Raw genomic sequence first — 13,007 nt, 5'->3', positions numbered from 1 at the left:
GCTGATATGGCTCAGTTGGTAGAGCGCACCCTTGGTAAGGGTGAGGTCCCCAGTTCGACTCTGGGTATCAGCACCACTTTATACTTAGGTTAAAGTTCGGCAAGAAGTAAAAGAATTTGTCTGGCGGCTTTAGCGCGGTGGTCCCACCTGACCCCATGCCGAACTCAGAAGTGAAACGCCGTAGCGCCGATGGTAGTGTGGGGTCTCCCCATGTGAGAGTAGGGAACTGCCAGACATCAAACAAGTGAAGAGGCCATCCGAAAGGATGGCCTTTTTGCGTTATTTTTCCCGGAAAAAGTCAGACCCGGTAAGCGAAGCGCCACCGGGCTAAGACACGCTTAATGGATCACTTGTGACAGGAAAGCCCGTGTACGTTCAGATTTAGGATGTGCGAAGAACTCATCCGGCGGTGCCTGCTCAACGATTTCCCCACGATCCATAAAGATCACCCGATCGGCCACGGTTCTGGCAAACCCCATTTCATGCGTCACACACAGCATGGTCATCCCGGACTGCGCCAGTCCAATCATGGTATCCAGTACCTCTTTCACCATTTCCGGATCCAGGGCGGATGTCGGTTCATCAAAAAGCATAATTTTCGGTTTCATACAGAGCGAACGGGCGATAGCCACACGCTGTTGCTGACCGCCTGATATCTGGCCGGGAAATTTATTGGCGTGCTCTGCGATACGTACCCGTTCCAGGTAGTGCATCGCCAGTGCTTCAGCCTCCTTTTTAGGCATCTTTCGTACCCAAATTGGCGCAAGCGTACAGTTCTGCAGAACGGTCAGATGGGGAAACAAGTTAAAGTGCTGAAACACCATTCCCACTTCCTGGCGCACCCGTTCGATGTTACGAATATCTTCATTCAACTCGATGCCATCAACAACAATGCGCCCCTGCTGATGTTCTTCAAGGTGGTTAATACAGCGAATGGTCGTGGATTTTCCGGACCCGGAAGGGCCACAAAGAACGATCCGTTCTCCCTGCTTAACCTTGAGGTTAATGTCTTTCAAAACATGAAACTGCCCGTACCATTTATTCACGTTTTCCAGCGTAATCATCGCGTCGGCAGGTGTCATAGTAATCTGGCTCATAATTTCCTCAGTGCGGTGTACGCCCGGTGTTAAAGCGCTTTTCCAGATGCTGGCTATAGCGCGACATGCTAAAACAAAAGATCCAGTAGATCAGAGCAGCGAAGACATATCCCTCGGTGGACATACCCAGCCAGGCAGGGTCAACGGTCGCCTGTTGCACGCTGCTAAAGAGATCGAACAGCCCGATGATGATCACCAGGCTGGTATCTTTGAAGAGGGCAATGATGGTATTGACCAGGCCCGGGATAACCAGCTTGAGTGCTTGTGGCAATATCACCAGTCCCTGCGTTTTCCAGTAGCCAAGCGCCAGTGATTCCGCCGCTTCGTACTGACCTTTAGGCAGAGCCTGCAGGCCCCCACGCACCACTTCCGCAACGTAAGCGGACTGGAAAAGGATGACCCCGACCAGGGCACGGATCAGTTTGTCTATCGTTGTCCCTTCTGCCATAAACAGCGGCAACATGACCGAAGACATAAACAGAACGGTGATAAGCGGTACGCCACGCCAGAATTCAATGAAAATAACGGAAAGCACACGTACGACAGGCATTTTTGAGCGCCGCCCAAGCGCGAGCAAAATACCCCATGGCAGTGCGCCGGCTATCCCAACGGACGCGATAATCAGCGTCAGCGTTAACCCACCCCACTGACGTGTTTCAACACGTTCCAGCCCCAGGAAGCCGCCATACAACAGCCCCCAAACAATAATGGGATACACCACTGCCCAACAGGCAATATAACGGCCCCGATGAGGCAGTTTTTTCCAGAACATTACGGCGATGGAGAGCAGCCCGATGGCCAGTGCCAGATTAATCCGCCAGCGCTGTTCATGCGGATACAATCCATACATGAACTGGCCAAAGCGCTCATGGATAAACACCCAGCAGGCCCCTGCTTTTGTGCAGTCTGCGCGAGTGGATCCCGACCAGTTAGCCTGTAAAAAAGCCCAGTTCAGCAGCGGTGGAATTAATTCCCACATAAGCCACAAACATACAATTGTCAGCAGGCTGTTACTCCAGCTGGAGAACAGATTCTTACGCGCCCAGAGAATTAAACGTCCGCCTGTCGAACCGGCAGGGCGCGAGGAGTGCGACAGTATCGCTTTTGTCATCATAGATCCTTAGCGCTCGACCAGTGCTATACGACGGTTATAGAGGTTCATCAGCAACGAAATCACCAGGCTGATGATCAGATAGACAGACATTGTGATGGCGATAGTTTCAATGGCTTGTCCGGTCTGGTTAAGCACGGTTCCGGCAAACAGCGACACCATATCGGGGTAGCCAATGGCGGCCGCCAGCGATGAGTTTTTGACAATATTGAGGTATTGACTGGTCAGCGGCGGAATGATGACCCGTAACGCTTGCGGAATAATGACCTGACGAAGCGTCACCGTATGGGGTAATCCCAGCGAGCGTGCCGCCTCGTGTTGTCCGTAAGGAACGGCCTGGATCCCCGCACGAATAATCTCGGCGATAAATGCAGAGGTATAAATCGAAAGCGCCAGCGTCAGTGCTGCCAGCTCAGGAATTAAAACCATTCCGCCCTGGAAGTTAAAGCCACGCAGCTGCGGAATATCCCAGTGAAGGGCGGCCCCAAACAGCCAGTGTGTCAGGAGTGGCAGGCCAATGATAAGGATGGCGGCGGTTGGCCAGGTTTTACGAAGCTGCCCGGTTTTGAACTGATGCTTGCGGTTATAGCGGAATATGGCAGCTGAGAGAGCAAGCGCTATTACAAGGGCGGCAATGAAGGCATACAACCCTTCACCCGGCTGCGGAGAAGGAATATACAACCCGCGATTACTCAGGAAAAACAGATCAAGAGCATCAATAGCCTGACGTGGCCCCGGCAGGTTGCGCAGCACGGCAAAATACCAGAAAAAGATCTGCAGCAGCGGCGGGATATTACGGAACGTCTCAATATAAAAAGTAGACAGTTTGCGTAGCAGCCAGTTTTCGGACAAACGTGCCAGACCAATAAAGAAGCCCAGTATGGAGGCAAAAACAATACAAAGTGCAGAGACCAGCAGCGTATTCAGTAAACCGACCACGAACACGCGTCCATACGTGTCGCCTTCCTGATAATCAATAAGGTGTTGAACAATGCCAAACCCCGCGCTGCGATCCAGAAAAGCAAAGCCTGAGGTAATACCGCGATTATTCAGGTTGGTTATAGTGTTATGGATGAGATACACGGCGATAAGAACAACCGCAATAATCGCAATAACCTGGAATAGCCAGGCGCGGACCGCGGGATGAGAAAAGGATAGCGATCCTTTTACGGCTGAGCGGCGATGGGACATAAAGAAACCTCGGTAACCATGACTCTGGGGCGGGCACTGCCTTAACAGTGCCCGTTACAGCAATGACTTAACGTACTGGTGGCGCGTACTGAATACCGCCGTTGTTCCAGAGATTGTTCTGGCCGCGTTTGATCTTCAGAGGGCTTTCCGATCCCACGTTGCGCTCAAAGATCTCAGCGTAGTTACCCACCTGTTTGATGATGTTGTAAGCCCACTTGTTATCCAGCTTCAGATCCTTCCCGAAATCGCCCTCTGTTCCCAGCAGATGAGCCATATCCGGCGTGGACGGTTTAGCGGCTTTCTCGTCGACGTTTTTCGAGTTGATGCCCATCTCTTCGGCATTCAGCATGGCAAACAGCGTCCAGCGAACAATGGAGAACCAGTCTTCATCGCCACGACGCACAACCGGTCCAAGAGGCTCCTTGGAGATCACTTCGGGCAGGACAATCCACTCCGCCGGGTTGCTCAGCTTAATACGCAAGGCGTACAGCTGTGACTGGTCAGAAGCCAGCGTGTCGCAACGACCGGATTCCAGCGCTTTGGCCGATTCATCGGAGCGATCGAATGTCACAGGGGTATATTTCATGTTATTTGCTTTGAAATAATCCGCGACGTTCAGCTCGGTATCGGTACCGGCCTGGATACAAACGGTCGCGCCATCCAGCTCTTTGGCGCTTTTCAGCCCCGCTTTATTGTGGGTCAGGAAACCGATACCGTCATAATAGGTCACGCCAGTAAATGCCATTCCCATGCCTGCATCACGGGAGGAGGTCCAGGTGGTATTACGGGAAAGCATGTCAACTTCGCCAGACTGTAATGCAGTAAAACGTTCTTTCGCCGTCAGCGGGGTATATTTTACTTTACTGTCGTCACCGAAAACGGCGGCGGCAACACCGCGGCAGACATCAACATCAATACCGGTAAATTTGCCGTTTGCATCGGCATAAGAGAAGCCAGGTAAACCGTCACTGATCCCACATTGAACAAACCCTTTCTTTTTAACGGCATCCAGTGTCGTACCCGCATGGGCCTGACCGGCTACAGCAAACAACATGCCCGCGGCGGCCAGGCTGGCTATCATCGTCTTTTTCATAATGCATCCTGTGTGGCGAAATTTATCGTTATAGAGGCGTTTTAAACGCTTTACCTGTCTGTGGCTTTGGCCAACGTTTATAAAGCAAACGTAATGCCAGGTTTTGCGCTCAACAAAATAGGTGACCAATGAACGCATAATGCTGAGTGTAGACAGGGTTAAATAAAGAGAGCGCCCCGAAACGGTGCGAAATTACAACCTGTGCCACAAATCGGAGCAAAACTTTCAGCGGCTATACCTTAAAAAGAAGAGATAGTTTCTGGGGTGAATATTGGCAGGGTATTAAATGTAATTAATATGTGAAAATCATCACGATAGAATATGTAATTTAACGCTGTGCATTAAAAATATGTGACTGTCCGCAGAATGAAATAAACAGTCTGGGTAAAGACGGGGCTATTTTTTTACTTATCTGAAAACGCTGCACTCTTTAAAAGCAAAAGCGCGGACAGAGCCGCGCTTTCTACACACATGATACGTTCTGATGTTACTTCGTCAGAGCAACGATACCCAGCGTCAAACCTGCCACTGCGGCAGCACCACCGGCGATAGCACCTGCTGTTTCCCAGTTGTCCTGAGTGGTGCCTTTCATACAGGTATTGGTATGAACCAGTCGGCCTTGATCGTCGTATACCGGTACACATGGAGAGTCGTGCGCGCATCCAGCAAGCAGCGCAGCGAGTAGTGCAACGGAAATGAATCTTTTCATGATGTTACCTCAGTATTATTTCTCATTCGCTATACAGCCAGGAGGGCTATTAACGAACTGGAGACTATTTTACCACCGGGATAAGGCAACGTTGCACGGGGAATAATCTCAAATTATGTTGTTTGTAAAAATCGTGGAGAAAAGTCGCTGTCAGGATGAATTAATGGAGAAAATATGAAGACGTAACGCGGCATTTTTACTTAATGCAAATGGTTAACTATTAATGCTGTGAGTATGACATATCTAATTCATTGTTTATGCTAAAAATAAAAAAGGCACCTGAGGTGCCTTTTTTGAGAAACATTACTCTTTATGTTTCGTAAACCGGCGCCGGACAACCACAAAGAAGACGGGCACGAAGAAAATTGCCAGAAGCGTTGCGGAAAGCATCCCTCCCATAACACCTGTCCCGACAGCATTTTGCGCGCCGCTCCCGGCTCCTCTGCTGATGACCAGTGGCATCACGCCAAGGATAAAGGCCAGCGACGTCATCAGGATCGGTCGAAGGCGCATTCTGGATGCTTCCAGTGTGGCTTCAATGATCCCTTTACCTTCTTTATCCATCAGATCCTTAGCAAACTCGACGATCAGAATGGCGTTTTTCGCCGACAGACCAATCGTTGTCAGCAGGCCGACCTGGAAATAGACATCATTATTTAACCCGCGAATCGATGCGGCGAGAAGCGCGCCCGTGACACCCAGCGGCACAACCAGCATGACCGAGAAGGGAATAGACCAGCTTTCATAAAGCGCAGCCAGGCACAGGAACACCACAATCAATGAAATGGCGTACAGGGCAGGTGCCTGGTTACCAGAAAGTCGTTCCTGATAAGACATTCCCGTCCAGTCATGGCCGATACCGGAAGGCAGTTTTGCGGCGAGGTTCTCCATCAAGGCCATCGCCTCACCGGTACTTTTACCCGGCGCGGACTCACCGAGGATCTCCATCGAAGGCATTCCGTTGTAGCGCTCCAGGCGAGGCGAGCCATACACCCAGTGCGAGCTGCTAAAGGAGGAGAACGGCACCATTTCACCATTCGCGCTGCGCACGTAGAGGTTGTTGATGTCCCCTGGCAACATACGGAAGTGAGCGTCGGCCTGGACGTACACTTTTTTCACGCGTCCATGATCGATAAAGTCGTTCACATAGGTTCCCCCCAATGCCGTCGAGATCGTCTGGTTGACGTCAGAGAGGCTGACGCCCAACGCCTGTGCCTTCTCCTGGTCGACATCCAGTTTGAACTGTGGGGTATCTTCCAGACCGTTAGGACGAACGCGAACCAGCAGATCGGGGTGCGCTTTCACCATGCCGAGCAGTTGATTACGCGCCTGGGTCAGTTGGGTATGCCCCAGGTTAGCTTGATCAATCAACTCAAAGTCAAAGCCCGTTGCGGTACCCAGCTCGATAATCGCTGGCAGGTTAAACGGGAACACGAGGCCATCTTTAATCTGACTGAAGGCCTTCGTCGCACGCCTTACGATCGCCTCAACGCTATTTTCTGCTCCGGGACGCGCTTCCCAGGGCTTTAGGCTAACGAACGCAATACCGGAGTTCTGACCCTGACCACTAAAGCTAAAGCCGTTCACGGTAAACACCGATTCAACGTTAGCCTTCTCGTTGTTGAGATAATAGTTTTGAACCTGGTCAAGCACCTGCTGGGTTCGCATCTGGGTGGCACCGGCGGGGAGCTGGACCATGGTCATAAATACCCCCTGATCCTCTTCGGGCAGGAAGGAGGTGGGTAAGCGCAGGAACAGTACGGCCATGCCCCCGACGATGATGACGTATACCACCAGATAGCGCCCGGTCTTACGCAAAATGCCGCTTACGCTATTGCTGTAATGCTCCACGCTCCGGTCAAAGAGCGCATTAAACCAGCCGAAGAAGCCACCTTTCTTTTCGTGGCTATCGCTGGAGACGGGCTTAAGCAAGGTGGCGCACAGTGCCGGTGTCAGAATCAGAGCGACCAGCACTGACAGCGCCATAGCCGAGACAATGGTCAGCGAGAACTGACGATAGATGGCTCCCGTTGAACCGCCAAAAAAGGCCATGGGGATAAAGACCGCCGAGAGCACCATGGCGATACCCACCAGTGCGCCCTGTATCTGCCCCATCGACTTCTGCGTCGCCTCTTTTGGCGGCAGCTTGTCCTCAACCATGACGCGTTCGACGTTCTCAACCACCACGATGGCGTCATCAACCAGCAGGCCAATCGCCAGCACCATACCGAACATGGTCAGGGTGTTGATGGAGAAACCGAACGCCGCCAGGATCGCAAACGTACCCAACAGCACGACCGGCACCGCAATTGTCGGGATAAGCGTCGCCCGCAGGTTTTGCAGGAAAAGATACATCACCAGGAAGACGAGAATGATCGCTTCGAACAGCGTTTTCACCACTTCGTGGATAGAGATCTTCACAAAAGGCGTGGTGTCATAGGGGTAGACTACTTTCAGCCCCTGCGGGAAGAACTGCTGGAGCTGGGCCAGTTTGCTCTTGATGGCGGCGGCCGTGTCCAGTGCGTTTGCACCGGTAGCCAGCTTAATCCCCAGGCCGGTTGCCGCTTGCCCGTTGATTTTGGTGACCATATTGTAGTTTTCGCCACCCAGCTCAATGCGGGCCACATCTTTCAGATGAACCATGGAGCCGTCCTGGTTCACCTTGAGCGTCACGCGGCCAAACTCTTCCGGAGATTTCAGACGCGTTTGTGCAATGATCGAGGCGTTCAACTGCTGCCCCGGTACTGACGGCGTTCCGCCTAACTGGCCGGCCGCTATCTGGTCGTTCTGCGTTTTCAGCTGATTAATCACATCCAGTGGCGTCAGCTGGTATTTGTTCATCGCGTTGCTGTCGAGCCAGATGCGCATCGCATACTGGGCACCAAACAGCTGCACATCACCAACTCCCGTGGTGCGGCTAATGGCATCTTTCACGTTAGACGCGACATAGTCAGAGATGTCATCCTGCGTGAGGTCTTTGTTATCGGAAACAAAGCCTGCGACCAGCAGGAAGCTGCTGCTGGACTTCTCAACACCGATCCCTTGCTGCTGGACCTCTTGTGGTAGCAGCGGCATGGCGAGCTGCAGTTTGTTCTGCACCTGTACCTGCGCAATGTCCGGGTCTGTTCCAGACTGGAAGGTCAGCGTGATGGTGACATTACCTGCGGAATCGCTGGTGGATGACATATACATCAGGTTATCGATACCGTTCATGTTCTGTTCGATAACCTGCGTTACGGTATCCTGCACCGTTTGCGCATCAGCACCCGGATACGTTGCGGTGATAGCCACGGCGGGAGGGGCAATGGTCGGATACTGCGCTATGGGCAGTTTGAGAATAGCCAGCCCGCCTGCAATCATCAAAATGATGGCAAGCACCCAAGCGAAAACCGGCCGTTGGATAAAGAAATTAGCCATGTCGTCGTCCCTTAACCGGCTGGAGTCGTGGTGGTATCAGGCGTCGCGACGACGGTAGCGCCCGGTCTGACTTTTTGTAAGCCGCTGATAATGACGCGGTCGCCATTTTTCAGCCCTTCCGTCACCAGCCAGCGATCGCCAATCGCCTGAGGGGCAACGACGGTACGTGACTCAACCTGGTTTTTATCGTTAACCACCAGAACGGATGCATCACCGCGCGGCGTGCGGGTCACGCCTTGTTGTGGGACCAGAATCGCATCAGGCTGTGTGCCTTCATCAATGCGGGCCCGGACAAACATGCCAGGCAACAGCAGGTGCTGTGGGTTTGGGAAAATCGCGCGCAAGGTGATAGAGCCGGTACTTTCGTCGACCGTGACATCCGAGAACTGCAGCGTACCTTTCAACGGGTAGGGCTGACCATTCTCCATCACCAGCTCAACGGTGCTGGTGGCCTCTCCTTTTTGCAGGCTCGTCTGCTTCAGACGCATAAAATCACTGCTGGACTGGGTGACGTCGACATACATCGGATCAAGCTGCTGAACCGTTGCCAGGGCTGCGGCTTGCCCGTTCGTCACCAGTGCGCCTTCGGTGACGCTGGATTTACCGATGCGACCCTCGACGGGAGACGTCACTTTGGTATAGGCAAGATTAATGCGCGCGCTTTCAACGCCTGCCTGTGCGGCAACGACGCTGGCATCTGCTTGCTGCGCTGTCGCCACGGCCTGGTCGTATTCCTGCTTGCTGACATACTGCGTGCCAACCAGCGTGAGATAACGTTTTACCGTCAGGTGCGCAATGTTAGCCGCCGCCTGGGCCTTCGCGAGTTCACCTTTCGCGTTGTCATACGCGGCCTGATAGGTGGCAGGATCGATCTGATAAAGTGACTCGCCGGCTTTTACATCACTTCCCTCTGTGAAGTTACGACGCAATATGATGCCGCTTACCTGAGGACGAACCTCCGCAACGCGAAAGGCATCTGTTCTGCCCGGGAGTTCGGTGGTGACAGCCAGAGGGGCGCTTTTCACTATATGCACGCTGACCTGAGGCGCCTGCGGATGCGGTGGTTGGTTTTCCTGACCATCGCATCCAGTGAGCAGTACCGCGCAGACAATAAAACCGGATAAGGGCAAACGTCTGAAATAATTCGTCATTACTGTTCCTTTAAATACCCATGAACCGATATTTGCCGTGAATCGGTAGCAGGGCAGAGGGATAAAAATAAAATGTAGGGCGTATAATAATGAGGGTAATTAATGTTTTTTAATTTATAAGTGCGAATGAACAGGCCTTAAGGCAAAAATCAGAATCAAACCTGGTGTTAGCGAGGATATACTTCTGGCTGGTTAATCAGATAAATGGCATTTAACGTGGTTCAATTATTCGTCTCATGAATTTAATTATATCTATGCATTTGTCTAAATTATTAATTAAGCGATTTGACTTTTTTTGTGCAAAATTAAAACGCAAAGTAGTGAATACTTTCGTGTACCTGATCCGTGTAAATATAAACCTTGTGAGTAACGAGTAGTCGTCTATGGCGCGTAAAAAGAAAGAAGAGGCTCAACAGACCCGTCAGCAGCTGATTGAAGCGGCTATCGGGCAGTTTGCGACGCGGGGCGTGGCGAACACGACGCTGACGGATATCGCGGATGCAGCAAATGTTACACGGGGTGCCATCTATTGGCATTTTACCAGTAAATCAGAAATATTTAATGCCATCTGGGAACAGCAATTACCGTTTCGTGACATCATTCGTGACAGACTTTCTCTTTCTGCGGGCAGCGATCCTTTGTTAATGCTTCGTGAGCAATTTATTGCTGCGTTGCAATATATTGCACATGAGCCTCGGCAATGCGCTCTTTTGCAAATTTTGTATCATAAGTGTGAATTTAATAGCGATATGATTTCAGAGTGTGAAATCAGAAAACGTATTGGTTTTAATTATGAGTCTTTACGTACCACGTTGCAGGACTGTATTTCTCTGAACCTCATTTCGTCACAGGTAAATGTTGATCTGACCCTGATTGTTTTCCACGGTTTTTTCAGCGGAATCATTAAAAACTGGTTAATGAATAACAGCAGCTTTAATCTTTATCAGCAGGCTCCTGCGCTGGTTGATAGCATTCTGGCGACACTCCCTGTCGTGCGGGTGTCGCCTCATGAGGATGATTTTAGCTCAGCGCCAGGTAACATTTCCCCTTGCGCGCAGAGCGTTTCGATGGTCTGAGCACTGACCGGTTTGCCCAACAGATAGCCCTGAAGCGTGTTGCAGCCCAGCGCCGTCAAAAAGGTTTGCTGTGCTTCGGTTTCCACCCCTTCCGCTACGACTTTCAGATTTAGCGTTTTTGCCAGGGCCACGATCGCTGAGACAATGGTGGCGTCTTCGCTTTCACCGCTTAACTCTTTCACGAACGCTCTGTCGATTTTCAATTCACAGGCCGGCAGGCGCTTGAGATAAAGCAGGCTGGAGTAGCCGGTACCAAAATCATCAATGGACGCTTTCACGCCCGCGTCCGTCAGCTCTGTCAGCACGCGCACACTCTCATCCGGGTTGCTCATCGCCGTGGTTTCCGTCACTTCAAGGATCAGCATCTCCGGCGGTACGTTGTGACGTGTCAGGCAGTCGAGCACCGTTTTAACCAGTGAAGGTTGCTCAAACTGCAGTGTCGACAGGTTCACCGCCATCGACCAGTTTTGATGCCCCTGAAGGTGCCACTCCCGCAACTGACGGCAGGCCTCATTAAGCACCCAGTTACCAATCGGGATGATCAGCCCCGTTTTTTCCGCCAGCGGCAGGAACAGGTCTGGCGTCAGCAATCCCTGCTTCGGGTGTTGCCAGCGCAATAGCGCCTCGAACCCAAGGACAGGACCCGCCGGTGCGTGGAATTTTGGCTGATAAAGCAGGCGCAGTTCATTACGATCGATAGCCAGCCACAGATCGTTCATCAACTGGAGATGGGTCTGCGCCAGGGTGTTCATGGAGGGCTGGAAAAAGTGATAACCGTTTCGGCCCATGTGCTTCGTGTGGTACATCGCCGCATCGGCGTTAAACATCAGCTCGCGCTCGGTTTTACCGTCGTGGGGATAGAGCGCGATACCAATGCTAAGGGTTACCACCAGTTCATAGGGATCCAGATTGAACGGGCTATCGATAGCGCGAACCAGCGAGTTGGCCAGCGAGGCCGCATCATTCGGACCTTCTCCTTCTGCCAGCAGAACAAACTCATCACCACCGATACGGGCAAGGGTGAACTGACCCTTCAGGGGCGTGAGCAGGCGCTGCGTCACGGCGACAAGCAGTCTGTCACCGACATCATGGCCGTACGCATCGTTGATGGTTTTAAACCCGTCGAGATCCATGAACATCAGTGCAAAATGGGTGCCTTCACGGTCAGCTTTGCTGATGGCCTGATCGAGTCGGTCCTCCAGCAAAACACGGTTTGGCAGACGCGTCAGCGTATCCTGCAAAGCCAGTTGAGCGAGTTCGCGGTTCGCTTCTGCAAGGGATGAGGCCAGAAGGGAGGTTCGTGCCTGAAGGCGGGCATCCAGCATCGAGACCAGCAGCGTGATCCCCAGTATGGAGAGTGCGACGACGCTGACCAGTACTGCCAGCCAGCTGCCGTTAATACCTTCATGGTGTGTCATGGTCGACATGGGAAACTGAGCGGCTTTCATCCCGGCATAGTGCATACCGGCAATGGCGATCCCCATCGTAACGGCGGCGGCAAAACGCATCAGCGACACCTGAGACGCTTCATGCCGCAAGCGGAACGTCAGCCATAATGCGGCGAGCGAAGCCGCAAGCGCAATGACAACCGAAATGGCCACCCATGTTTTGTCCCAGATAATACCGGGAGAGACTTCCAGCGCCGCCATGCCGGTGTAATGCATCGCCACAATGCCGCAGCCCATCACTAACGCACCGGGCAGCAGACGGCGCAAACGTAACTGCTCACAGCTAACGAGCCACAGCGCAAACAGTGACGAGCCCACGGCGATAACCATGGATAGCACCGTCAGGGTCGCGTTGTAGCGCATGCTCATGGAGAGGTCCATCGCCAGCATGCCGATAAAATGCATGGCCCACACGCCAATCCCCATGGCAATACCGCCGCCGGCCAGCCAGACGCGCGCAGCCACGCCCTGACTCCCGGCAACACGAGCAGCCATATTCAGCGCGGTATAGGCAGCAAGGATAGCAACAACAAAGGAGAGGACGACGAGGATATGGTTGTATTGGCTAACCAGCATGATCGGTTCTACTCGAGTGTGAGGTTACGCAGGCGCGGTTGAGAAGGGCGAGACATTATCATTGTAAGGTAACGGCTCAAAGGGATTTAAATCCCCGTTTTTAGTGGGTCATAACAGTGAGTTTAGCGACGTCAGGCG

At 52.4% G+C, this 13,007-nt stretch carries 9 protein-coding genes, 1 tRNA gene and 1 rRNA gene; 3 read left to right on the top strand and 8 right to left on the bottom strand.

Annotated elements, in window-relative coordinates:
* Positions 1-76, top strand: a tRNA-Thr gene (locus AM379_RS05630).
* Positions 77-119: 43 nt separating this feature from the next.
* A 5S ribosomal RNA gene (gene rrf / locus AM379_RS05625) occupies positions 120-235 on the top strand.
* Positions 236-338: 103 nt separating this feature from the next.
* Here rrf and AM379_RS05620 read toward each other — a convergent pair.
* From AM379_RS05620 to AM379_RS05590, 7 genes are all read right to left on the bottom strand, one after another.
* A complete protein-coding gene (locus tag AM379_RS05620; RefSeq protein WP_014171880.1) occupies positions 339-1,097 on the bottom strand; it encodes an amino acid ABC transporter ATP-binding protein in 759 nt (252 codons plus the stop codon).
* A gap of 7 nt (positions 1,098-1,104) precedes the next feature.
* The gene (locus AM379_RS05615) at positions 1,105-2,208 is read right to left on the bottom strand and encodes an amino acid ABC transporter permease (RefSeq protein WP_032679078.1); all 1,104 of its coding nucleotides are present in this window, start codon (positions 2,206-2,208) and stop codon (positions 1,105-1,107) included.
* 9 nt (positions 2,209-2,217) lie between these two features.
* The gene (locus tag AM379_RS05610; RefSeq protein WP_032679077.1) at positions 2,218-3,399 is read right to left on the bottom strand and encodes an amino acid ABC transporter permease; all 1,182 of its coding nucleotides are present in this window, start codon (positions 3,397-3,399) and stop codon (positions 2,218-2,220) included.
* Between the two features lie 67 nt (positions 3,400-3,466).
* Positions 3,467-4,492, bottom strand: coding sequence for an amino acid ABC transporter substrate-binding protein (locus AM379_RS05605; protein WP_014171877.1), 1,026 nt, complete (start codon positions 4,490-4,492; stop codon positions 3,467-3,469).
* Between the two features lie 487 nt (positions 4,493-4,979).
* The gene (locus tag AM379_RS05600; RefSeq protein WP_008502867.1) at positions 4,980-5,201 is read right to left on the bottom strand and encodes a lipoprotein; all 222 of its coding nucleotides are present in this window, start codon (positions 5,199-5,201) and stop codon (positions 4,980-4,982) included.
* 303 nt (positions 5,202-5,504) lie between these two features.
* Positions 5,505-8,618: an efflux RND transporter permease subunit gene (locus AM379_RS05595; RefSeq protein WP_032679075.1), complete on the bottom strand. Its 3,114-nt coding sequence runs from the start codon at positions 8,616-8,618 to the stop codon at positions 5,505-5,507.
* An 11-nt stretch (positions 8,619-8,629) separates the two neighbouring features.
* Positions 8,630-9,769, bottom strand: coding sequence for an efflux RND transporter periplasmic adaptor subunit (locus AM379_RS05590; protein ID WP_032679074.1), 1,140 nt, complete (start codon positions 9,767-9,769; stop codon positions 8,630-8,632).
* A 383-nt stretch (positions 9,770-10,152) separates the two neighbouring features.
* Between AM379_RS05590 and envR the strand changes: the two genes are divergently transcribed.
* Positions 10,153-10,845, top strand: coding sequence for an acrEF/envCD operon transcriptional regulator (gene envR, locus AM379_RS05585; RefSeq protein ID WP_072031459.1), 693 nt, complete (start codon positions 10,153-10,155; stop codon positions 10,843-10,845).
* On the opposite strand, the gene AM379_RS05580 is transcribed toward envR, so the two are convergent.
* The gene (locus AM379_RS05580) at positions 10,776-12,869 is read right to left on the bottom strand and encodes a putative bifunctional diguanylate cyclase/phosphodiesterase (protein WP_106503529.1); all 2,094 of its coding nucleotides are present in this window, start codon (positions 12,867-12,869) and stop codon (positions 10,776-10,778) included. The two genes, envR and AM379_RS05580, sit on opposite strands and share 70 nt — an antisense overlap.
* Positions 12,870-13,007 lie beyond the last annotated feature (138 nt).

This window comes from Enterobacter cloacae complex sp. FDA-CDC-AR_0132, from assembly GCF_003010695.1.
Taxonomy (GTDB): domain Bacteria; phylum Pseudomonadota; class Gammaproteobacteria; order Enterobacterales; family Enterobacteriaceae; genus Enterobacter; species Enterobacter ludwigii.
The sequence above is the reverse complement of the archived record's forward strand: the minus strand, read 5'-3'. Positions and strand labels throughout refer to the sequence as shown.

What these genes read in the sequence shown, in the direction of transcription:
- AM379_RS05595 (WP_032679075.1), bottom strand. Translation starts at nt 8,618, where the DNA reads ATGGCTAATTTCTTTATCCAACGGCCGGTTTTCGCTTGGGTGCTTGCC.
- AM379_RS05615 (WP_032679078.1), bottom strand. Translation starts at nt 2,208, where the DNA reads ATGACAAAAGCGATACTGTCGCACTCCTCGCGCCCTGCCGGTTCGACA.
- AM379_RS05620 (WP_014171880.1), bottom strand. Translation starts at nt 1,097, where the DNA reads ATGAGCCAGATTACTATGACACCTGCCGACGCGATGATTACGCTGGAA.
- AM379_RS05590 (WP_032679074.1), bottom strand. Translation starts at nt 9,769, where the DNA reads ATGACGAATTATTTCAGACGTTTGCCCTTATCCGGTTTTATTGTCTGC.
- AM379_RS05600 (WP_008502867.1), bottom strand. Translation starts at nt 5,201, where the DNA reads ATGAAAAGATTCATTTCCGTTGCACTACTCGCTGCGCTGCTTGCTGGA.
- envR (WP_072031459.1), top strand. Translation starts at nt 10,153, where the DNA reads ATGGCGCGTAAAAAGAAAGAAGAGGCTCAACAGACCCGTCAGCAGCTG.
- AM379_RS05610 (WP_032679077.1), bottom strand. Translation starts at nt 3,399, where the DNA reads ATGTCCCATCGCCGCTCAGCCGTAAAAGGATCGCTATCCTTTTCTCAT.
- AM379_RS05605 (WP_014171877.1), bottom strand. Translation starts at nt 4,492, where the DNA reads ATGAAAAAGACGATGATAGCCAGCCTGGCCGCCGCGGGCATGTTGTTT.
- AM379_RS05580 (WP_106503529.1), bottom strand. Translation starts at nt 12,869, where the DNA reads ATGCTGGTTAGCCAATACAACCATATCCTCGTCGTCCTCTCCTTTGTT.